This is a genomic window from Streptomyces sp. NPDC029014 (assembly GCF_055564695.1).
Map to the genome: position 1 here is coordinate 112129 of NZ_JBVHVT010000012.1, position 21408 is coordinate 133536.

Here is a 21408-nt window from a genome sequence, read left to right on the forward strand (position 1 = left end):
CCTCCCGTCCGGCCGACCGGGTACGGGGCGGCCCCGGGGTCGAGGGGCTGGGCGGGGGTGCGTACGCTCACCTCTTCAGAACCAGGGGAGGAGACATACATGCAGGTCAGGTCCAGACGGCAGGTGCTCGTGGCAATCGGGGCGGCCGCGCTGGCGCCGGCGACCGCCGGGTGCCTGCCGCTGGGAAGGCTGGACGACAGTCGCGAGAGCGGGCCCATCGGGCCCGTGGCGCAGGCGCTGGGGCCGGACGGGACCAGCGTCAGGGTCGGTGACCCGGCGGCGGGACTCACCGTCACGCTCTTCGAGGACCCGAGCTGCCCGGCCTGCGCCGAGTTCGAGACCACGGGGACCGGCCCCCGCCTGCTCCGGATGGCGGCGGCGGGCGACCTACAGCTCCGGTTCGCCCTGGGCTCGTTCCTCGGCCCCGGATCCAAGCGGGCCGTCAACGCCCTGCGGGCCGCACTGGACAAGGGCAGGTTCGTCGACCTGCACCGGGCGGTCTACGACGGCCAGGCCTCGGCCAAGCGGCGCGGCGGCTTCAGCACGGACGGCCTGCTCGACCTGGCCGCCACCGTCGAGGGGATGCGCGACGCCGACTTCGACGACGCGGTGCGCACGGCCCGGCACCGGGAGTTCGTCGAGGCCGCCGACCGGGCCCTCAGCTCGTCCTGGATCCGCGGAACCCCGTCGATGGAGGTCAACGGCCGGCCCGTCGCGGAGGGCGACCGCGATGTCATGGACGACGGGGCCGCCCTCCGCCGGTACCTGAAATCCGCCGCGGAGCGCCCGCCGCGCCACTAGGCACCCGCGCGGGGCACCGGCCGCGGGGCGCAGGGGCTTCGGCTCAGGTGTGGCTGTTCTTCGAGGAGTAGTGCTCGATGATCTGGATGGCCGCCATGTCGTCGCCGTGCTGGCCGCGCTCGAACTCGGGCGCGTCCTTGACCTCGGCCCGGGTCGCGGACAGGTGGACGGTCTCGTTCTCCTCGTCCACCCGGGTGACGACCGAGGCCGGCACCAGGACGTGCCGGCCGAAGATCCACGGGCCGGTGTCCACCACCATGAACTGCCGTCCGACGTACTCGCTGTGCCGGTCCACCTTGCCGATGGCGCCGTCGGCGGCCTCGACCTTGTAGCCGATGAGGTCGGCCAGGTCAGCGGTCATACGTCTCACCTCTCCCGTCCGGGCTGTGGCCCGCGTCCAGCCCGGCCGGCCGAGACCATGCCTCAGCCGGCCAGGGAAGCGACATACGAGACATTTACCCCTCTTCGACGGCTCCACACGGCCGGGCGACCCCGCCGGGGTGGTCGGCGGAGCCGCCGGGCGCTGGTGCCAGGTGGCGGTGTCAGGTACGGAAGGGGCCCGTCACCTCGTACGTGATGCCGGCGGAGGAGCTGCCGCTGGTGCCGCGCTGGCTGGAGAAGTACAGCCGGTTGCCGGCGGGCGCGAAGGCGGGCCCGGTGATCTCGGAGGACGACTGCCCGGTGATCCGCAGGAACGGCGCGACCACGTCGTCCGGGGTGATCACGCAGATCTCCATGTTGCCGCCGTCCTCGGCGACGTACAGGTCGCCGAACGAGGACCCGGTGACGTTGTCGACGCCGGTGAGCGGGGCGCCGCCGCCGACCACGAGCGAGTCGTCGTAGGCCAGCTCGTAGGTGTTGTCGGCCAGGTCGAGCTGCCAGACGCGGTTGTCGCCCTTGGTGGTGAACCAGACCGTGTCGTTGGCGTAGTGGCAGCCCTCGCCGCCGTTGAAGCGCTTGGCGCCGGACACCTGGTTGCGGGTGGTGGTGGGCGAGCCGTCCGGGTCCGGCACGTTCTGCCAGGTGAAGGACCCCGAGGTGGCGGAGCCCGCGACCAGCACCTGGAGGGTGCCGGCGCTGAGGTTGCCCCAGGTGGCCGGGAGGAAGCGGTAGAAGCAGCCGTCCGTCTCGTCCTCGGTCAGGTAGACCGCCCGCCGCACCGGGTCGGCCGCGGCCGCCTCGTGCTTGAACCTGCCCATCGCGGGCCGCCGGACGGCCGCGTTCACGCCCCACGGGTCGGTCTCGTAGACGTAGCCGAGGCTGACCTCCTCGCAGGAGAGCCAGGTGTTCCACGGCGTCTTGCCGCCCGCGCAGTTCTGGCGGGTGCCGGAGAGGATCCGGTACGCGGAGGTGACGGTGGCGGAGGAGTCGAAGCGGACCGCGCTGGCGCCGCCGGAGGGGTTGATCTCGGAGTTGGACACGTAGATCCAGCCCGTGCCGTCGGCGTAGCACGCACCGCCGTCGGGGGCGTTGTGCCACTGGTACGAGGTGCCGGGGACGGTCTGGCCCGAGCGGGCGATGACGCGGCTGGTGAAACCGGTGGGCAGCATGATCCCGTTCGCGTCGGCCGGGCGGAGCGCCCCGTACGGGCCCGGTCCCGGCTGGGCGGGGGCGGCGTAGGCGGCGCCGCGCATGAGCGTGCCGCCGAAGGCGGCGGCGGAGGTGCCGACAACAGCGCCGCGCAGGAAGGTACGACGTTCCACGGTCACTCCTCGGAGAAGGGGAGAGCGGGGGGAGCGCTGAGGAAATTAGGGGCTGGGTGTTGCGTCCACGCCAACGCCGAGTGTCGCGGGGGCGGCCGCTGCCGAACCCGGAGGGGACCGCGAAGGCGCCGGAAGCGTACCGCTGCGCGGCCGAGGAGTCCCGCCCCGCGCGGGCCACCGCCACGAGGGATCAATCGTACGCATGTACGAGATGCTCGGCGGACAGATTCCGCTTGCGCCGGAAATCGAACAAGTGGGCTAATTCAGGTATGGCGCGAACCGAGTTCCCCGACGACCTCCTCCTGACCCAGGTCAGGGTGATCCAGACCTATGCCGCCCTCGCCCTGCAGCCCGGAGCGGGCACCACCAGGCTGCGGCGCGCACTGATCCACGAGCTGCGCCTGCTGTACTCCCATCCGTACTGGACCGACGCCGCGCACTCGTACGCCGATCTGGTCGAACTGCGCCGGCTCGCCCGCACCCGGGCCTGGGTGGAGGCCGCCTGACCCACCGGGGGGTTCCGGCAGCACGGTCAGCCACCGGTCGCCGAGAAGTGCTGGTAGTCCGGGTTCGACCAGCGGCCGCCCCAGCGCCAGCCGACCGCCTCGAAGGCCCGGGTGACGGCGTCGCCGGGGCGGATCATGCCCGGCGCGGTGCGGCCGCGGCGGAGGTACGGCCGGGCGGCCGACGGGTGGACGACGCCGGTGCGGTCCACGTACGGGTTCTCCACGGTGTTGATGTCGACGGCGTCGCCGTACGCGTGCCGGGAGAGCCGCGAGTGGTCCCCGGTGACCAGGCGGCAGTTGAAGGCGGAGGTGTTGTCATCGGCCATCGACCTGGCGTCGTCGCCGCCGTACGCCGAGACGGGCCGCATCCGGCGGATGGGGAACCCGGCCCGGAACGCCTCGCCGAAGACGTACAGCAGCGGCCGGACCACGCGTTCGTGGACGACGAGCTCCCCCCGGTGGACCTTGCCGTCGAAGCCCCAGTGGTTCATCCGGACCAGCCGCAGCCGGTCCGGGCCGACCGGGCACCCGGGGTGGTAGGTGGTACCGAGCGCGACCGCCGGGACCTCCGCCACCTGAGCGGCCAGGTCCCGCGTCCGGTCCGGCACGCGCAGACCGGGCGGCGGGAGCGTGGCACTGCGCGTACAGGACGGGACGGCGGCACCGAGCACGACGACCACGGCGACGGCGAGGGGGGCGAGGCGCACCGGGCCACGGTAGACGGCCCGGCCCCGCCGTCCCGCACGCCACGCGGACCGCGTCGGGTCGGGGTGGTGCCGCGCCGCAGCCCGGCCCGCACGGTCCACCGGCCCGGGAAACGGTGGTCGCGCCATCGGCAACGGAGTGACGTCCCGCTCAACTCTGCATGCACGTAGGCCGCAGGGCGTGACGCGCTGCTGAGCAACACGGCTCTGAGGTCGACCGTAGGGCAGTTGCTGGACCTGGCCTGGTAACGCCCCCGTGACGCCCCTCCATTGACCAGGTGTCAGGCGGGTTCGGTCAGGGGGACGCCGGGTTGCCGGCGCGCAGGATTCCCTCGAGTTCCGCTTGGATCCACATCCGCTCGGCGTCGACGCGCCGGGGGCCCGTGTTCTCGACGACCGCCCAGCCCTTGTCGCCCTCGGGCGCGGCGAGTTCGACCAGTTGGTGGTCGCTCCGCCCGGTGATCATCACGGCGAGCAGGGACACGTACTCGCGCTGCAGGTCGGGGGCGAGCTCGCCGCCACCGGGCACTTCGAGCACGGTCTGGTGCTGACCCTCCCCCAGCAGGGCGCAGGTGGTCTGGACGGCGCGGATGAGCACTTCGAACCGTTCCCCGCTCAGGCGGGCCCGCACGCGTTCCAGATAGGAGCCCAGGACGTCCGCCTCGGGGCTGCCGTCATCCGGTTCAGCCGGACGGTTCTCGACCACGTTCCCACCCCTCCCGGACGGCCATGTCCACCCGCAGTCTAGGCAGAACCCCCTTTCCCCAAGGCGTTCTTCGGGCACTTGCCGGCTCCCCCGCAGCATCCCGGCCAACGGGCCCCGGACGTACGCGACGGCGCCCGCGACCGTTGCCGACTATGCCATCCACATATTCTGTACGAATAGACAGCACGGGTTTTCGGGACCAATTCACCATCTTCCGCCGCTCAACATTGACAGCGCGCTCCCCCCTGGGGGTTAATTGCTTTGCAGATGGCCGGATCCTTTCGACATGCGACCGATTCCTCCCCACAAACATCACACATCCCCATGAAAATTCCGTAGCAGAGGGGGAACGCTCCAGGTCGCAGCGTCCATGTTCCATGGTGGGCGACAACAGACGGACGAGACTTCTTCATGGGGGGACCAAATGGCCGGGCTCGCTGATTTCACCGTTCCGGATTTCCATCTGCCTTTCGGTAACGCGAAGCACCCGCATGCCGCGCGCGCCAATGCCGAGGCGACCTCCTGGGCGGTGCGTCACGAACTCGTCACCGACGCCGTGGACCAGTTCGCGGGGATCGGTTTCGGCCACCTCGCTGGCCGGGTGAGCGGCGACGTGCCGTACGAGACGGTCGTCCTGCTCGCCGAGTGGATGGCCTGGTCGTTCGTCCTGGACGACCAGCACGACCATCTCATCAGGAACGGCCGACTCGCCGCATGGCGGCCCGTCGTCGGCGCCATCACCGAGTACCTGGGCACGGGCCGGATCGACGGCGCACCGGCGCGAGGGAACCCGCTCGTGCGCGGGTTCACCGAGCTGTGCGACCGGATCCTCGACGGGCTGTCCGAGCCGGCGGCGGCCCGCTTCCGGGCCCATTTCCGGTTCGTGCTGGGCTCGTTGGACCAGGAGGCGGGCAACCGGCGGGCGGGCGGCCGCCCGACGGTCGAGGAGTACGTCCTGCTGCGCCGGCACAGTGCCCAACTGCTGCCCATGATGGACATGGTGGAGGCCGGCCTGGGCGTCGACCTGCCGCAGCGGATCCACGACCTGCCCGAACTCCGCGACCTCGTGGCGAGCGCCCTGGACGTCATCGGGTGGGAGAACGACGTGTTCTCGCTCCCGAAGGAGCACTCCTGCGGGGACAACAACAACCTCGTCTCCCTCACCGCCACCTGGGAGCGGTGCTCGCTCGACGACGCACTGCGGATCGTGGAGGAACGGATCCAGGCGCGCATCGAGGACTACCTCGACTGCAGGCAGCGGCTGTTCCTGACCCTGGACGCCGACGAGGGCACCGACCCGGCCCTGCGCACGCAGGTCGCCCGGTGCGTGCGCAGTTATGAAGACTGGATGATCGGCGCGGATCTGTGGCAGCGTTACGAGTGCACGCGGTACAGCGACGAACGGTTCGCGGCCGGGCTGGAGTCTGCGTACACCCGTCCGGACCTGGTATCGGTGGCATGACGAGGGGGTCCGCCCGTGGCACACGTGGAACGAGGGGGCCCCGCGGTCGGCGCCCCCGTGGCCCCGGGGCGGTTACCGCTCCTCGGCCACGCCCTGCCGCTGTGGCGGCAGCCGATCGCCTTCCTGGAGTCGCTGCGGGAGCACGGCGAGGTCGTCCGGATCGACATCGGCACCTGGCCGGTGCACGTCCTGACGACCCCTGAGCACGTCCACTCCGTACTGGTGCAGCAGGCGGAGCGGTTCGGCCGCGGGCGGATCTTCGACCGGCTCCGCCCGGTGTTCGGCAACGGGATCGTGACGACCGACGGGGACTTCCACCGCGGCCAGCGGCGGATGATGCAGCCGGCGTTCCAGCGGAACCACGTCACCGGCTACGCCGAGGCGATGTGCCGGCAGGCCGAGGCGATGGCCGCCTCGTGGACGGACGGGCGCGAGGTCTCCATCGTCACCGAGACCCGCCGCTACGCGATGTCCTCGGTCGCCGAGATGATCTTCTCGGGGGAGCTGAGCCGCCCTGCCGTCGACGAGGTGCACCGCTCCCTGCCGGTCGTCCTGGAGGGCATGCTGCTGCGCGCGGTCATGCCCAAGTCCCTGGACCGGCTGCCCCTTCCGCTCAACCGGCGGTTCGACACGGCCGCCGAGCGGCTGCGCGGGATCATCGACGAGGTGATCTCCCAGTACCCGGTCCGGGAGCCGGAGGGCCGCCACGACCTGCTCTCGCACCTGCTGTCGAGCACCGACCCGGAGACGGGCCGGAGGATGGACCCCGAGCAGGTACGGGACGAGGTGATCGCCATCATGTTCGCCGGTACGGAGACCTCGGCGACCACCCTGGCCTGGATGTTCCACGAGATCGGCCGCCACCCGGAGGTCGAGGAGCGCCTGCACGCCGAGGTCGACGCGGTGGTCGGCGACCGGCCCGTACGCCCCTCGGACCTGTCCGGGCTGACGTACGCGCAGCACGTCTTCCAGGAGGCGCTGCGGCTGCACTCGCCGCTGCTCTTCACCCGGCGCGCCCTGGTCCCGCTCACCCTGGGGGGCGTGTCGATCCCGGAGGGGGCCGAGCTGGCCTACAGCCCGTACTCCCTGCACCGGGACCCGGCGCTGTTCCGCGAACCGGAGGTCTTCGATCCGGACCGTTGGCGGCGGGACGAGGGCGAACGGCCGCGCGCCCACCGGTACATCCCGTTCGGGGCCGGTCAGCACAAGTGCATCGGGGACACGTTCGCAGTGGCGGAGATACTGACCGCGGTGGCGAGCGTGGCCTCCCGGTGGCGTCTCGAACCGGCCCCGGGGGTCGCCGTCCGCGAGGTTCCCGCCGGGATACCGCAGCCCAGCTCACTCCCCATGATCCCGGTCGCCCGCCGCTGATCCGGGCCGGCCGACCCACCCGACCGCGCCGGGATCCCCGGCGCGGTCCGATCGTCCGCGCTCTCCCGCCGGTCGCTTCGCGCCATTTCTCGATCAATCCACCACGAGGAAGTACGCGGAGGGTACAGCATTGCACTCGCACGAGTGGCGGGATACGGAGAATGCAACGTGATTCGACAACGTCTCGTCCCCAGGGCCATACACTCGGCCGCACGCGCAGGAGGGGGCAGGAATGTCGTATGCCATGGAACCCAGAGGAGGGGCGCCGAAGCCCCTGCTCGAGCGGGAGTCCGAACTGCTGGCGATCCGACGCGCGGTGGACGATCTGCGCGGCGTATCCGACCAGGGTACGGGCGCGTCCACCCGCCGCGGAGGAGTGCTGACCTTCGCGGGATCGGCCGGCATAGGCAAGACCACGCTGCTGGGTGAGGCCCGCCGGTACGCCACCGACCACGGCTGCACGGTGTTGTTCGCACGCGGTGGCGAACAGGAGCGGCAGGTGCCGTTCCACGTGATGCGCCAGCTCACCCAGCCGACGTTCGCCGCGATGAACGAGGACGACCGGCGGGCCGCGCTCGGCAACTGGCACTCCATCGTCGCTCCGGCGCTCGGCCTGACCGCGGCCCGCAAGGGCCCGACGGTGCCGGACCCGCAGGGTGTGCGCGACGGCCTGGACTGGGTCGTCACCCAGCTGACGGTGCGCGCCGCGCCCGTCGTGCTCATCCTCGACGACGCGCACTGGGCGGACGCCGAGTCCCTGGCGTGGCTGACCGCGTTCGCGGCGCGCGCAGAGGAACTGGCCATGTTGATCATGGTGGCCTGCCGTCCGGACGAGATCCCCACCGATGCCGCCGGGCTGCGCAACCTGATGGGGCGGCGCGGGACCCGGCCGCACGAGCTGGCGCCGCTCACCACCGGCGCGGTGGCGCAGATCGTCCGCGACGCCCTCGGGTCCAGCGCCGACGACGTGTTCTGCCGCGAGTGCTGGGCGATCACCGGTGGAAACCCCTTCGAGGTCGTCGAGTTGGCGATGAAGGGCCGTGACCGCGGGCTGAAACCGCACCAGGACAACATCGTGCAGCTCCGCGACCTGGCCTCCGCGGTCAAGGGCAGCGGCCTCATCGAGCGCCTGGAGCAGCTCGGGACCTCGACCGTGCGGTTCGCCTGGGCCGCCGCGGTGCTGGGCACCGCGGTCCCGACCGGCATCGTCGGCAGTGTCGCGGCGCTCGGCGAGGCGCAGGCCGCCGACGCGATCGAGCAGCTGCACGCCGCCCGTATCCTGACCGTCCTGACCAGCCTGCGGAGCAAGCAGGTCGTGGAGTTCTTCCACCCCCTGATCGCCACCGCCGTCTACCGGTCGATCCCGCCGGGCGTGCGCGTCGCGATGCACGGCATGGCCGCCCAGGCACTGATCGACGACGGACACGGGACGTCCGCCGCCGCCCGCCATTTACTGGAAATGCACCCCGAGGGCGACCCGTGGGTGGTGCAGCAGCTCCGGCAGGCGGCGCGCGACAGCTTCTCCGCCGGTGCACCCGACGCGGCCCGTCGCTACCTGGCCCGTGCGCTGCGTGAACCGCCCGAGGCCGAGGACCGGGCCGAGGTGCTGTTCGAACTCGGTTCGGCGAACCTGCTGCACGATCCGGTGACGACCATCAACCAGCTCAGGACGGCACTGGAGGAACCGCAGATCGCCCAGGGCCTCCGGGAGTCGATCACGTACCGGCTCGCGCAGGCGCTGGCGCACACGGGCCAGCTGGAGGAGGCCGCCGGGCTGCTCGCCGACGAAGCGCGCAGTGCGACGAGTGCCCGGACCCGGCTGCGCATGCAGGCCGAGCAGTTCAAGTGGAACTCGGTCCGGGTCGACGAGGAGAACTCGCCCGCCAGGTCACGGCTCCTGGCCCAGTTCGCCAAGCGGCTCAGCGGCCGCGGTCTGGCCGAGCGGCACATCCTCGGGCTGCGCGCCTGGGACGCCGCCGTGCGCGGGGAACCCGTCGCCACCTCCCTCGACTACGTGGAGCAGGCCCTCGACGGCGGCATGAGCTGGACCGATCTGGACTTCGGGTTCGAGGTGCCCGCCGTCATCGCGGTCACCCTCATGTACTGCGACCAGCCGGGCCGCGCCGAGGAACTCTTCAACGAGGGCATCCTCGACTTCGAGTCGAAGGGATGGCGCGGCGCGCACCTGTCGTTCGTGTACACCCTGCTCGGCTACGTCCGCTACCGGCGCGGACGACTCGCCGAAGCCGAGGACTTCGTGCGCAACGGCCTGGACATCGCCAACCGCATCGGACACGACATCCCGGCGCAGTGGTACGCCATCGGCACCCTCATCGAGACGCTGCTCGCCCGCGGCAACGTCACGCAGGCCGAGCAGGTCGCCCGCAGCTACCGGCTGTCGGAGGGGTTCCCGCGCGCCATCGTCTACCCCGATCCGCAGGCCGTGTGGGGCAGGCTCCTGTTGGCCCAGAACCGGATCGAGGAAGCGGAGCAGCAGCTGACCGAGGCGGGCCGGCGCCTCGACCTGCGCGGTACGCGGAACCCCTCGTGGAGTCCGTGGCAGCTCGACCTGGCCCTCGCGCAGGCGACGTACAACCAGGAGCTGGCGCGGGCCACGGCGACCGAGGCCGTGGCACGGGCCCGCGCGTTCGGCGCACCCAGCGTGATCGGCCAGGCGCTGCGCGTCGCGGCGGCGACCACGGACCCGGTGCAGGCGGCCGTCCTGCTCCAGGAGGCGGTCTCCCACCTGGAACAGTCTCCCGCCGCCTACGAGTTCGCGCACGCCCTGATCGACCACGGCACGGCCCTGCAGACCATCGGCGATCCGCACCGGGCGGCGCAGCAGCTGTACCGGGGCATGGAGACCGCGGTCGCCTGCAGTGCGGACGCCCTCGCCGACCGGGCCCGCACGCAGCTCGCCTCGGCCGGTCTGCGGCCGCGCCGGCTGCACACCTCGGAGCAGGACACGCTGACGGTCGCGGAGCACGCGGCCGCCCGGCACGCCGCCCTCGGCCTGGACAACGCGGCCATCGCCAAGGAGCTGCGCGTCGAGGCCCCGACGGTGTCGGAGCTGCTGTCCGCGGCCTTCACCAAGCTGGGCACCGACCGGGTCGGACTCCGCCGGGCGCTCGGTATGTGACGGCCGCCCGGGAACGCCCTCGGACACCCCCGCCCGCGGTTCCGGGCGGGGGTGTCCCCGTGCGCCGGGTGGGAAGAACCCTCCGGACGGCGCGAGCGGAGGGGGCGGATTCCGCATGGACGAGGACGGAACGGAACGGGGGAAGACGGGTCCCGGACGGCCCGGGGGGTCGGAGGAACCGGAGCGCCTCGCCACCGTGGCCGGCTGCCTGGGGTGGATCCTCGCGATCGCGGCCCTGGTGGTGGGTTCGTCGGGCGGGCCCTGGCCGCTGGCGGTGGCGGCCTTCCTCGGGGTGCTCGTGGTGACCGGGGTGGCCATCGCCGGAGCGGACCGACGCGAAAGCGGCGCCCCCGACGACGGTGGAGGCGGCGGCCCGAGCGGCACCGGCGGCACCACCGGGGGCTACGGCTGAGGCTCCGGCGGGTGCGGCTGGCTCCCGGAGGGATCGGGGGTGGTCGGCCGGAGGTCACCGCCGGGCTCCTGTGCCGGCCACGGGAGCCAGGAAGTCCCGCTGGTCGGCCAGGAAGCCCCGGGCGAACAGGGACCGCGGCGCGCACAGCGCGGTCAGGGTGAGACGGAACGACGAGCTCTCGACGGTGTGTTCGACCAGGCCGTGCGTGGCGTCGGGGTAGTGCGCGACGCGCAGCGCGGGCCCGGGCAGCAGCCGCCGGTACGCGGCCTCGGTCTCGGCGGTGTCCACGTTCACGTCGTGGCCGGCGAGCACCAGCAGGACGGGCATCCCGCGCAGCGCGGGCAGGTCGGCGCTCGCGTCGGCGGTGTGGTTCCTGGAGACGAAGCGCCAGCGGGCGGCGGTCATGCCCTGCGGGTCACCGACGGCCCGTACGTACTCCTCGTACGGGGCGCCCCGCGCGAGCAGGTCCAGGCCGGTCCCGCGGCGGCGCAGGGCGGCGGCGACCTCGGTGTCGGAGGCGCGGTCGCGGCGCAGCTCGGCGAGGAGGTTGTAGCGGCCCTGCCGGAGCCAGTTGACGGCGGGTGAGACGGCGATGGCGAAGGTCACTCCCGGGTCCTTGGCGGCGATCTTGGGGAGGACCCAGCCTGCCTGGCTGGCGCCCCACAGGCCGATCCGGCGTCCGTCGACGTCCGGCCGCTGCCGGGCCCAGGCGATGGCGTCGGCGGCCTCGGCGGCCCGGTCGTCCATGCTCTGGTCGAGCCAGTCTCCGGGGGCGCCGCCCACGCCCGGCTTGTTCCAGGACAGCGAGGCGTGGCCGGCGCGGGCGAAGGACTCCCACAGCGGCCGGTAGAAGCCGTCGTGGGTGGCGTCGACGGGCCCGTCCCCGTGGACGAACACCACCAGCGGGAACGGCCCCTTCCCCGCCTTCGGCCGGGCCAGCACGCCCTGCAGGGTCCGGCCCCCGTGGCGTACGGTCACCGCCTCTTCGTGCAGGTCGTAGCTGTTCTGCCAGGCCACGAGGCCGCCCAGGCCGGCGGCCAGGACCGTCAGCACGGCCAGCGCGGCGAGCAGGGCCCGCACCACCCGGCGGCGGCGCGTCGTGCGTGTGGCTGTCATCGCTCCCCCCGAATTATCGTTTCTCAAACGATCGTTCTTGCTTCGACCGTATTATGTTCGTACGGACAAGCGTGGGCAAGGAGGGATCGTGGACCCAGCAGTCACCATCCGGCGCGGCGTACCCCGCGGATCCGAGGAGCGGGTCGCCGAGCTGTACTGGGAGGCCTTCGGCCGCAAACTCGGGGCCGCCCTCGACCCGCCGGAGCGCGGCAGGGCGTTCATCGCCCGGCACCTGAACCACGACCGCGCCGCCGTCGCCCTCCTCCCGGGCGGGGACCGGGTCGTCGGGGTGGCCGGCTACCTGCTGGACGGGCGCGCCCTGACCGGCGGCGGGGTGCAGGACGTGCTCGGCGCGTACGGGCTCTTCCGCGGCCTGCCGCGGCTCGCCGTGCTCGCCCTCCTCGAACGCACCGCGGAACCGGATGAGCTCGTCATGGACGGCATCGCCGTCGACCCGGCCCACCGGGGCGCCGGCATCGGCAGCCTGCTGCTCACGGAGATCGCGGCGGTCGCGGCCGGACACGGCCGCTCCCGGATCCGTCTGGACGTCGTCGACGTCAACCCGCGCGCCCGCGCCCTGTACGCGCGGCACGGCTTCGCCGCCGTGCGCACGGAGCGGACCCCGTACCTCCGGGGCCTGATGGGCTTCGGCGCGGTGACTACGATGCACCGCACGGTCCCGGGACACCCCGGCGGCGCGGGCCCCGGCAACCCTTGGGAGCAGCAGCGATGACGAGCAGGCCGCCGGCGCGGAGCACGGCGGGTCCGGCCGCGCCCGGGATCGGGACCCGGACCCTCGTGCACGCCCTCGTCCGCGAGGACGGCACCGTCGACGCCGGCGAGCTGTACGCCGTCGCCGAGGCCCTCGGCATGACGGACCAGCAGGTCCGGCTGTGCGTCAAACGGCTGGTCGGCGAAGGCCGGTTCACCCAGGAGGGTCGGGGCCGCAAGGCCCGGCTGCACGCCACCGCCGACGCGACCGGATCCGTCGCACCCGACGTGGAGTACGTCCGGCACGCCTTCCGGCAGGACCGCGGGCTCGCCCCCTGGGACGGGACCTGGCACCTGTTCGCCTTCGCCATCCCCGAGTCCTCCCGGCAGGCCCGCGACGCGCTGCGCGACACCCTGCTCCATCTGGGCGCGGCCCCGCTCCAGGGCGGGCTGTACGTCAGCGCCAACGCCATCGGGGAGATCGTCGAGGCCCACGCCCGCGGGCTCGGCGTCCTCTCCTCCCTCACCCGGCTCACCAGCCGCGACCTGCGGGTCGGCGAGGAGGACGACCCGGCCCGGCTGGCGGCGCTGCTCTGGCCGCTCCCGGCGGTCGCGGAGCGGCACGAGGCACTGGCTGCGCTCGCCGCGACCCGGCTGGCCCTGCTGTCGGGCCCGGACCGGCCCACCGGGATCGAGCGGCTGACGTACGCCGTCGAGCTGGCGGCGGCCTTCACCGACGCGATGGAACCCGACCCGCTGCTGCCGCCCGAGCTGCTCCCGCAGCCCTGGCCGGGCACCCGGGCCCGGGCGCTCGCCGCCCAGTGCTGGGACGCGCTCGCGGCCGGGGATGCGCAGGACCCGGGGCGGCTGCGGCTGTTCCGGCTCTACGGGGATGTGGGCAGCGCCGCCGTGCAGCCCGGCGAGGACTGACCACCGCGGGCCCTGCGGCCCGCGGCCGGGGCGCGTCCGGCCGGCGCGGGCGTGGGCGTGGGCGTGGGACGACGGGCGACGGGTGGCACGCGCGACCGGTGGCACGGGCGGCCGACACGGGCGGCCGACACGGGCGGGGATTGTCTCGCCCAAGGGGGTGCCGCCTCCGCGGTGGCTGCCCGGACCGCCGCTCCGGGGCGTCTAGCTTCAGCGCACATGAGTGTCGACCACGACGGCGGGCCGTCGTCCCCGCTCGCCCGGCGCGGGCTGGTACGGGCCGGGCTGGGCGGCGCCGCCCTGCTGGGCACCGGGCTGCTCTGCGTCGCGTCGACGGCATCGGGGCGCCGCCCGGAGCCCGGTGTGGGCGGGCCCCGGCCCACCGGGCCCGGGCCGGCCTGGCGGGAGCTCGCGGCGGGGAACCGGCGCTGGCGCACGCTCCACGAGCGCCACCCGGACGAGAGCCGGACCGTACGGCGGGTCCTGATGGCCGGGCAGCACCCGTTCGCCGTGGTGCTGGGCTGCGTCGACTCCCGCGTGCCGCCGGAGCTGGTGTTCGACCAGGGGCTGGGCGATCTGCTGACGGTGCGTTCGGCCGGCCAGGTACTGGACGAGGCGGTCCTGGGCAGCATCGCGTACGGCGTGCTGGAGCTGGGCGTTCCGCTGGTCGTGGTCCTGGGCCACCAGGGCTGCGGGGCGGTCGCGGCCGCGGTGGACGCGGACGGGACCGGCGACCCGCTGCCGGCCCACGTCCGCTACCTCGCCGACCAGATCCGCCCCGCGGTGGACCCCGGCCTGCCCCGCCCCGCCCGGGTGGAGGCGGCCGTCACGGCGAACGTGCGCCGGGTGCGGGCGAGTCTGGCCGGCGAACCGGACCTCGCGGCCCGGGTCGCGGCGGGCCGCCTGGCCGTGGTCGGCGCCCGGTACGAGCTCAGCAGCCAGCGGGTGACCCGGCTCGACTGACCCGTCCGGGCAAGTGTCCGGTGCGAGGAGGGCGGCCCAACGCACGGGCCGGGCTGCCGGCCGCCGTACCCCGGACGGACCCACCAGGCGTGCCGCCCGCCCCCGTACGGGCGCCAATGGAGGCAGAGCACCCATCCCCTGGAGTTGCCATGTCCTCTCCGAACGAACCGTCCGCTCCGCAACCCCCACGCTCCGGGAGCGCGGCGCGCGAGGCGAACGGCGCGGCACGCGGATCGCCGGCGGGCCGCGTCGTACAGAGCACGGTCTCGGCTGTCATCCTCGTCCTGACCTGCATCCTGGTGCCCGTCTCGGTGCTCACGGTGTGGGTGCACGACATCGTGCTCGACACCGACCGGTACGTGGCCACGATGGCCCCCCTCGCCCGGAACGAGGCCGTCCAGGCCGCCGCGGTCCACCGGGCCACCGAGGCCGTCGCCGCCCACGTCGACGCCAGGGGGGTCACCGACGACGTGGCCAACTGGCTGGAGTCGCAGGGACTGCCGCCCCGGGCCGCCAACGCCGTGCGCGGGCTGGCCCCCCAGCTGGACTCCGCCATCGACGGAGCCGTCACCAAGGTCGCCACCCGCGTCGTGGAGAGCGACCAGTTCGACGAGGTCTGGACGGGCGCGAACCGGGTGGCGCACGCGGCCGTCGTCCACGCGCTCACCGGCCAGGGCCGCGGCGCGGTCGGCGTCTCCGACGGCACCGTCACCCTGAACATCGGCACGCTGGTGGACCAGATCAAGGACGCCCTCGTGAAGGCCGGACTGTCCCCGGCGAGCAAGATCCCGGAAGTGCACAAGCAGATGGTGCTCTTCCACTCCGAGGAGCTCGGCAAGATCCGCAACGCCGCCCATCTGCTGGACGTCGTCGGGAACTGGCTGCCCGTCATCACCGTGCTGCTCGGCGCGGGCGGGGTGCTGCTGGCCCGGCACCGGCGCCGCGCGCTCGCCCGGACGGCGCTGGGCGCCGCGTTCGCCTGTCTGGTCGTGGCCATCGGCCTGGTCATCGGCCGGCGCTACTACCTCGACCACCTGCCCGCGCAGGTGCAGTCCCCGGCCGCGGCCGCGGCGATCTTCGACGCGCTGGTGCGGTTCCTGCGGGTCAGCCTGCGCACCGCGATCGCCCTGGGCATCGTCGTCGCCCTCGGCGCCTACCTGATCGGCCCCGGCCGACTGCCGAAGGCGGTACGGGGCACCTCCGACCGCACCGCGGACTCCGCCGCCGTCTGGGCGGACCACCACCGGATCCACACCGGCCGCGCCGGGACCTGGGTCGAGGCCAACCGCCGCTGGCTCACGCTGGGCGCCATGCTCGTGGTGGTCCTGGTCTTCGCGCTGTGGAACCACCCGACGGTGCTGACCATCCTGTTGCTGGTGCTCATCCTGCTCGTGCTGCTCGCCCTGATCGCGCTGCTCGCCGCGAGCGGCCGCGTGACCGCGGGTACGGGTACGGGTGCGGGTGCGGGTGCGGGCGGCGGCGCGGAGCGCCCGGCAGGACCGCCGCCGCCTCCGGACGGCGGGTGAGCCGACGCCGCCGCCCCACCCGCTCCGGGTGGCGCGGCGGCACAGGGCGGGCTCCCGGTCACTCCGGGAGCCGGCGCATCTCCACCACGTGCAGGCCGAGGGCCTGGAAGCGGGCGAGCAGGCCGTACAGGTGAGCCTCGTCGACGACGGGGCCGAACAGGACCGTCTCGTCGGTGATGACGAAGTTCTTCAGCTCGGGGAAAGCCCCGCTGAGCGTCTCCGACATCTGCCCGTCGATGCGGATCTCGTATCGCATGAGCACACTCTTCTCCCGACGGGGAAGGCCCGTTCCCTCCATGCTGGGCGCGTCGCCGCCCGCGGGCATCACCCGGGGGAGGTGAGCGCTGCCCGGCGCCCCGCGCCGGGGTACGCACGGCTCGAACGGTCAGAGCAGCTCCAGCTCGCGGGCCCGGCGGACGGCCTCGCCGCGGCGGTTGGCGGAGAGCTTGCGGTAGATGCTCTTCAGGTGGGTCTTGACCGTGTTGACGGAGAGGCTCAGCTCGGCGGCGATCTCCTCGGTCGACAGCAGCTGCGCCGCAAAGGCGAGGACCTCGTGCTCGCGTTCGCTGAGCGGTTCGACCACGAGGACCGCCCCCGCCGCGCCGGACTCCGCGGGCCGCGCGGCTCCGGTCCTGGCTCCCGCTCCCGTTCCTGCGCCCGGTCGGGAGCCGCCACCGGCCCGGGCGCCGGCGGGGCCGGGGGTGAGCCAGTCGTGGCCGGGCACCGGACGGCCGTGCAGGGCCCGGCGCAGCCACGGTCCGGCGTCGAGGAACGGGCGGCGCAACCGCTCGGGGCGGGCCAGACCGAGGGCGCGGACGACGAGGCGGCGCACCGCCGCCGGGTCGCCCGAGCCGTCCGCCGCTTCGGCACGCGCCAGCAGGGCCCGTACGGTCACGGCGGGGCCGGCGGCGCTGCCGGTGGTGAGGGGGTCCAGGACCTCGATGGCCCGGGCGCTCTCGCCGCCCGCGATCCACGCACGGGCGGCGGCGACGGCGTACTCCGCGGCCCAGGGGGCCCCGGTTCGCACGGCGGCTTCGGCGGCGGCGTCCGCGGCCCCGGCGGTGTCGGCGGTCGGCACCGCGGGGAGCCCGGCCCGGGCCCCGAGGGCTGCCAGCGCGGCCTTCGGGTTCCCGAGGGCCAGGTGCGCGGCCGATGCGGCCAGGGCGAGGTGGGCGGCCGCCCAGGGGGAGGGTTCTCCCGCCGGGGGGCGGGCGACGGCCGCCGCCGACTGCGCGAGGGATCCCGTCGGGTCTCCCCCGGCCAGCAGCAGGCGGGCGCGCAGGACGGCGCGGCCGGCGGCGACGACGGGGTCGTCATGGGTGCCGGCGGACTCCGCGGCCCGGTCCAGGGCGGCGCCCGCGGCCGCCAGGTCGTCCCGTTCGAGGGCGACGGCGGCCGGGACCAGATCGGCCGCCCCACTGCAGTGGGCCGGCAGCAGACCGTTGCGGGTGGCCTCGGCGGCCGCCTCCCGGGCCCGGGCCTCGGCCCGGCCGAGCCGCCCCTGCAGGAGGTCGATCAGGGCGAGCCGGGCCAGGGCCTCGTGCCGCGGCGAAGCCGTCCCGGGGCCCTCGGAGGAGTCGGCGACGGCCTGAAGTGCCTCCGCCGCGGCGTCGAAGTGCCCGGCCCACAGCCGTGCGGCGCCGAGGCCGGTCAGCAGCAGGGCGTCCAGCTCGGGATGGAGGGCGAGGTGCTCGGGCGGCACCTGCCGGGCCGCGGCCGCGGCGTCGGCTGCTCCCGCCTCGGCCATGGCCGCCGAGCCGGCCAGCCTGCCCGCCACCACGCGCAGGAACGCACGGGTCAGCCGCACCGGGGGCAGCTCCGGCGCGTTCGGGTCGCGCGGGTCGCGGGCCGGCGGCTCCTCGGCCGCGCGCAGCCGGTCCAGGCCGCCGGTGACGTCGTACCGGGCGAAGGCCAGTGCGGCCCGCACCAGTTCGGGGGCGGGGCCAGGGGTGCCGGGGGCCATCGCGGCGAAGACCTCGCCCAGCCGGTCCGCGTCGAGCCCGGTGAAGAGGCCGCCGACGGCGAGGTCGCCGACGAACCGCGCGGCGGCGAACTCCCAGTCGCCGGCCGCGGCGGCGTGCGGCAGGGCGCTCACGAGCTGCCCGGCCCCGCTGAGCCAGCGGGCCGCCGTCCGGTGCAGTTCCCGCTCCAGGCCCGGTTGCCCGGACCGCAGGTGGACGCGGAGGATCTCGGCGAACAGCGGATGGTGCCGGTACCAGGAGTGGCCGACGGCCGTGACGAAGGCGTTGGCCCGTTCCAGCGAGGCCAGGATGGCCGCGCCGTCCTCGCGCCCGGTCAGGGCGTTGGCCAGGTCGGGGTGGGTCTGCTCCAGGATGCTGGTGCGCAGCAGCAGGTCCTGGGTCTCGAAGGGCTGCGTGGCCAGGACCTCGCCCAGCAGGTAGTCGGCGACGGTGCTGCGGCCCGCCTCGAACTCCTTCAGGAAGCGGGCCGGGTCGTCGGTCTCGTGCATGGCGAGGGCGCACAGCCGTACGCCGGCGGCCCAGCCCTCGGTCCGCTCGGTCAGCAGCCGGGCCGCCTCGGGGCCGCCGTCCAGGCCGTGGCGGTCCAGGAGGGCGGCCGTTTCGTCCCGGCTGAAGGCCAGGTCCGCGCCGCGGATGTCGACCATCTCGTCGCCGGCCCGGTACCGGTGGAGGGGCAGCAGGGGCTCCGTACGGCTGATGAGGACCAGGTGCAGGGCGGGGCGGGAGTGTTGGAGGACGAACGCGAGCTGCTCGGCGATCACGGGGGCGGACACGCGGTCGAACTCGTCCAGGACGAGCAGGACCGGGTCGCGCAGCCCGCTCAGGTGGGCGGCGAAGCGGATGAGCAGCGCGTGGTCGACCTCCTCGGCGCGGGCCGGGGTGCCGACGTCGTCGGGCAGGGGCAGCCCGTGGTGGCGCAGCGCCTCCAGGACGTACGCCCAGAACATGCCCGGGGCGTTGTCGTCGGCCTCGGTGGTCAGCCAGGCGACCGGCCACGGGAGGGGGTCCCGGGCGAGCCAGTCGGCGACCAGCAGGGTCTTGCCGGCGCCGGCCGGGCCGTTCACCAGGACCAGGGGGCGGTCGACGCCGTCGGCGAGGCGCTGCGTGAGGCGGGGCCTGCGGACGAAGGTGTGCGGGACGGAGGGGACCGCGAAGCGGGTGGGCAGGACCGGAACGCCGAAGGCCCGGCTGCCACGGGGCTCCCGGGCCGCCGTGCGGGGGGTGGAGCGGGGGGCTGCTGTCTCACCCATGCCTATCACCAGGAAGGACGGGGCGGCCGCGCGTGCGGATCCCTTTCGGCATGATCGTACGTCGGGCGTCGGCAGGACACCTTTCGGATCACCTGTGCCGGGTGATGCGCGGCCGCACGGCGTGGACCCTCGGGAGCGCCCGTTCCGGCACCTGCCGACCGGCCGGTCACCCGATGGCGTGAGAAAGCGCGGATACGCCACTCATGCGGGTGATCTTGAGGCGGGCGGGGCCGCCCGGGGTGTCACGATCACCGCCGGCTCCGCGTCACCGCAGCCCCTCGCTGCCCGATCGTTCGAGGACCGGCCTTGACCGTCATCGCCCCTTCCGCCCCGCCCCGCATCCGCCTGGCCGCGCGCTGCCGGGCCCTCGTCGACTCCCCCGCCTTCGGGACCGGTGTGCTCGCGCTGATCCTGTGCAACGCGGTGCTGCTGGGCGCGGAGACGTACCACGGGTTCGCCGCCGCGCACCAGGAGCTGCTCGCGGGCACCGAGAACCTGTTCCTGAGCCTGTTCGCGGTGGAGCTGGTGGTGCGCGCCGCCGCCTGCGCCGACCGGCCGAAGGCCTTCCTCCGGGACCCGTGGAACCTCTTCGACCTGGCCGTGCTCCTGGCCGCGTTCCTGCCGCTGATCCGGGAGAACACGAGCGTGCTGCGGCTGCTGCGGCTCAGCCGGGTGCTACGCACCGCCCGGTTCCTGCCGCAGCTGCGGGTCCTGCTGATCGCGGTGGGGCGGGCTGTGCCGGGCACGCTCAGCTTCCTGTGCGTGGGCGCGCTCGTCGTGTACGTGTACGCGATGGTCGGCTGGATGTGCTTCGCCGACACCGACCCGGTGCACTTCGGGTCGGTGGGCCGCGCCTGCCTCACCCTCTTCCTGCTGACCACGATGGACGGCTTCGCGGACGCGGTGCGGGCCGGGCTGGAGCTGTCGCGGCTGACGCTGCTGTACTACGCCTCGTACGTGCTGCTGGCGTCGTTCGTCCTGGTCAACGTGTTGATCGGGGTGGTGCTGGGCTCCCTGGAGGAAGCCAGGGAGCAGGAGCGGCAGGCCCGGCTCGAACTCAAGCAGCAGGGCCGCCCCGAGCCCGCGGGCCCCACGTCCGCCGAGCTCCGGGCCCGGGTGGCCGAGGCCCGGCGGGCCCTGGACGAGGTGGAGGCCGCGCTCGCCCGCGCCCCGCACCCGCCGAGGGGCGACCATGGCGACCGGGGCGATGTGCCCCGGGTGCCTGACCTGCCCGACCGGTCCGCCGGCCCGGGCGCCGCGGTTCCGGCCGGGCTCCGGGCGGTGTCCGGGCCGCCCGCGTGAGCCCGCGGTGCCGGGGGCGCCGCGGGACGGGCTCCGGCGGCGGAAGGGGGGTCAGGGGCAGGGCATGCTCATGTAGAGCGCCTGCTCGCCCTCGGACGCGGTGCCCTGGTAAAGGCTGGTGTCCAGGCCGCAGAAGGCGAAGCCCATCCGCCGGTAGGCGTGGATGGCCGGGGCGTTGACGCTGGTCACCTCCAGCCAGATGTGCCCGGCGCCCCGTTCGCGGGCGAAGTGGGCGGCGTGCCCGATGAGCGCGCGGCCGATGCCCTGGCCTCGGTGGGCCGGGGCGACCTCGATGTCCTCGATGGTCAGCCGCCGGTTCCAGGCCGCGTAGGAGACGGCGGCGAAGCCGGCGACGGCCCCGTCCTCACCGACCGCGACGAAGGTGCGGCTGTTGCCCTCCGCACCGCTGTCATCGCCGTCGTCGTCATCCGTGTCGTCGTCATCGAACGCGTCGGGGAAGACCTTGACCAGCGGCGGGTCCACCGGAACCTCGCGGAGCGCGAACCCGCCGTCGGTGACGGCCACTTCGAAGACGGTGGAGGTGGTGAACGACCCGTCGAGGGCCACGATGGCCTCCGCGTCCTCGGGTCGGGCGGTGCGGAGCCGGTACGTGGTGCCGTACGTCGTGTCCTTGGTCGCGGTCATGCCACGAGGCTATGCCCGGGCCGCCCCGAACGGCAGGGGTTCCGGCCGACTGAGGGCGCGGGCGGGCACGGGTGGGTCCGCTGCCGCGGAGGGGGGGGGGGGGGGGGGGGGGGGGGGGGGGGGGGGGGGGGGGGGGGGGGGGGGGGGGGGGGGGGGGGGGGGGGGGGGGGGGGGGGGGGGGG

Annotated in this window: 19 protein-coding genes; 11 read left to right on the forward strand and 8 right to left on the reverse strand. The window is 74.2% G+C overall.

The window, feature by feature from the left end; genetic code table 11:
• Positions 1 to 99 precede the first annotated feature (99 nt).
• Entirely contained in the window at positions 100 to 801 is a 702-nt protein-coding gene (locus ACZ4VL_RS09330; RefSeq protein ID WP_468197668.1) for a DsbA family protein, read from the forward strand.
• Between the two features lie 43 nt (positions 802 to 844).
• Here ACZ4VL_RS09330 and ACZ4VL_RS09335 read toward each other — a convergent pair whose 3' ends face one another.
• Both ACZ4VL_RS09335 and ACZ4VL_RS09340 read right to left on the reverse strand, forming a co-directional pair.
• A complete protein-coding gene (locus tag ACZ4VL_RS09335) occupies positions 845 to 1162 on the reverse strand; it encodes a PRC-barrel domain containing protein (protein ID WP_361085774.1) in 318 nt (105 codons plus the stop codon).
• 181 nt (positions 1163 to 1343) lie between these two features.
• Positions 1344 to 2504, reverse strand: a complete 1161-nt coding sequence (locus tag ACZ4VL_RS09340) for an alkaline phosphatase PhoX (protein WP_468197671.1) — start codon at positions 2502 to 2504, stop codon at positions 1344 to 1346.
• A 269-nt stretch (positions 2505 to 2773) separates the two neighbouring features.
• Here ACZ4VL_RS09340 and ACZ4VL_RS09345 point away from each other — a divergent pair, with 269 nt between their 5' ends.
• Positions 2774 to 3010 (forward strand): hypothetical protein, encoded by a 237-nt coding sequence (locus ACZ4VL_RS09345; protein ID WP_468197673.1) that lies wholly within the window; start codon positions 2774 to 2776, stop codon positions 3008 to 3010.
• A gap of 26 nt (positions 3011 to 3036) precedes the next feature.
• On the opposite strand, the gene ACZ4VL_RS09350 is transcribed toward ACZ4VL_RS09345, so the two are convergent.
• The gene (locus tag ACZ4VL_RS09350; RefSeq protein ID WP_468197675.1) at positions 3037 to 3717 is read right to left on the reverse strand and encodes a M15 family metallopeptidase; all 681 of its coding nucleotides are present in this window, start codon (positions 3715 to 3717) and stop codon (positions 3037 to 3039) included.
• A gap of 292 nt (positions 3718 to 4009) precedes the next feature.
• Positions 4010 to 4420: a hypothetical protein gene (locus ACZ4VL_RS09355; protein ID WP_468197678.1), complete on the reverse strand. Its 411-nt coding sequence runs from the start codon at positions 4418 to 4420 to the stop codon at positions 4010 to 4012.
• Positions 4421 to 4949: 529 nt separating this feature from the next.
• On the opposite strand from ACZ4VL_RS09355, the gene ACZ4VL_RS09360 reads away from it, so the two are divergent.
• The 4 genes from ACZ4VL_RS09360 to ACZ4VL_RS09375 all read left to right on the forward strand — a co-directional run bounded on the left by ACZ4VL_RS09360 (position 4950) and on the right by ACZ4VL_RS09375 (position 10804).
• Positions 4950 to 5882, forward strand: a complete 933-nt coding sequence (locus tag ACZ4VL_RS09360) for a terpene synthase family protein (protein WP_468197680.1) — start codon at positions 4950 to 4952, stop codon at positions 5880 to 5882.
• A 15-nt stretch (positions 5883 to 5897) separates the two neighbouring features.
• The gene (locus tag ACZ4VL_RS09365; RefSeq protein ID WP_468197683.1) at positions 5898 to 7253 is read left to right on the forward strand and encodes a cytochrome P450; all 1356 of its coding nucleotides are present in this window, start codon (positions 5898 to 5900) and stop codon (positions 7251 to 7253) included.
• 244 nt (positions 7254 to 7497) lie between these two features.
• Entirely contained in the window at positions 7498 to 10392 is a 2895-nt protein-coding gene (locus ACZ4VL_RS09370; RefSeq protein ID WP_468197685.1) for an ATP-binding protein, read from the forward strand.
• Between the two features lie 115 nt (positions 10393 to 10507).
• Positions 10508 to 10804, forward strand: a complete 297-nt coding sequence (locus ACZ4VL_RS09375) for a hypothetical protein (protein WP_468197688.1) — start codon at positions 10508 to 10510, stop codon at positions 10802 to 10804.
• A gap of 54 nt (positions 10805 to 10858) precedes the next feature.
• Here the strand turns inward: ACZ4VL_RS09375 and ACZ4VL_RS09380 are convergent, their stop codons facing one another.
• Positions 10859 to 11920 (reverse strand): alpha/beta hydrolase family protein, encoded by a 1062-nt coding sequence (locus tag ACZ4VL_RS09380; RefSeq protein ID WP_468197690.1) that lies wholly within the window; start codon positions 11918 to 11920, stop codon positions 10859 to 10861.
• A gap of 88 nt (positions 11921 to 12008) precedes the next feature.
• Here ACZ4VL_RS09380 and ACZ4VL_RS09385 point away from each other — a divergent pair, with 88 nt between their 5' ends.
• The 4 genes from ACZ4VL_RS09385 (at position 12009) to ACZ4VL_RS09400 (ending at position 16047) form a co-directional block, all read left to right on the forward strand.
• Positions 12009 to 12653 carry a GNAT family N-acetyltransferase gene (locus ACZ4VL_RS09385; RefSeq protein WP_468197692.1) on the forward strand — a complete coding sequence of 215 codons (645 nt, stop codon included), beginning with the start codon at positions 12009 to 12011 and terminating at the stop codon, positions 12651 to 12653.
• Positions 12650 to 13561 (forward strand): PaaX family transcriptional regulator C-terminal domain-containing protein, encoded by a 912-nt coding sequence (locus tag ACZ4VL_RS09390; protein ID WP_468197695.1) that lies wholly within the window; start codon positions 12650 to 12652, stop codon positions 13559 to 13561. Before ACZ4VL_RS09385 ends, ACZ4VL_RS09390 begins: the two co-directional genes overlap by 4 nt.
• Before the next feature lie 216 nt (positions 13562 to 13777).
• Positions 13778 to 14521: a carbonic anhydrase gene (locus ACZ4VL_RS09395; protein ID WP_468197697.1), complete on the forward strand. Its 744-nt coding sequence runs from the start codon at positions 13778 to 13780 to the stop codon at positions 14519 to 14521.
• 149 nt (positions 14522 to 14670) lie between these two features.
• Entirely contained in the window at positions 14671 to 16047 is a 1377-nt protein-coding gene (locus ACZ4VL_RS09400) for a hypothetical protein (protein WP_468197699.1), read from the forward strand.
• Positions 16048 to 16105: 58 nt separating this feature from the next.
• Here ACZ4VL_RS09400 and ACZ4VL_RS09405 read toward each other — a convergent pair whose 3' ends face one another.
• Together ACZ4VL_RS09405 and ACZ4VL_RS09410 are read right to left on the reverse strand one after the other, a co-directional pair.
• Positions 16106 to 16303: a hypothetical protein gene (locus ACZ4VL_RS09405; protein ID WP_361085821.1), complete on the reverse strand. Its 198-nt coding sequence runs from the start codon at positions 16301 to 16303 to the stop codon at positions 16106 to 16108.
• A gap of 129 nt (positions 16304 to 16432) precedes the next feature.
• A complete protein-coding gene (locus ACZ4VL_RS09410) occupies positions 16433 to 19279 on the reverse strand; it encodes a winged helix-turn-helix domain-containing protein (RefSeq protein ID WP_468197702.1) in 2847 nt (948 codons plus the stop codon).
• 315 nt (positions 19280 to 19594) lie between these two features.
• On the opposite strand from ACZ4VL_RS09410, the gene ACZ4VL_RS09415 reads away from it, so the two are divergent.
• Positions 19595 to 20581, forward strand: coding sequence for an ion transporter (locus tag ACZ4VL_RS09415; RefSeq protein ID WP_468197708.1), 987 nt, complete (start codon positions 19595 to 19597; stop codon positions 20579 to 20581).
• A gap of 51 nt (positions 20582 to 20632) precedes the next feature.
• On the opposite strand, the gene ACZ4VL_RS09420 is transcribed toward ACZ4VL_RS09415, so the two are convergent.
• Positions 20633 to 21226 carry a GNAT family N-acetyltransferase gene (locus ACZ4VL_RS09420; protein ID WP_468197704.1) on the reverse strand — a complete coding sequence of 198 codons (594 nt, stop codon included), beginning with the start codon at positions 21224 to 21226 and terminating at the stop codon, positions 20633 to 20635.
• Positions 21227 to 21408 lie beyond the last annotated feature (182 nt).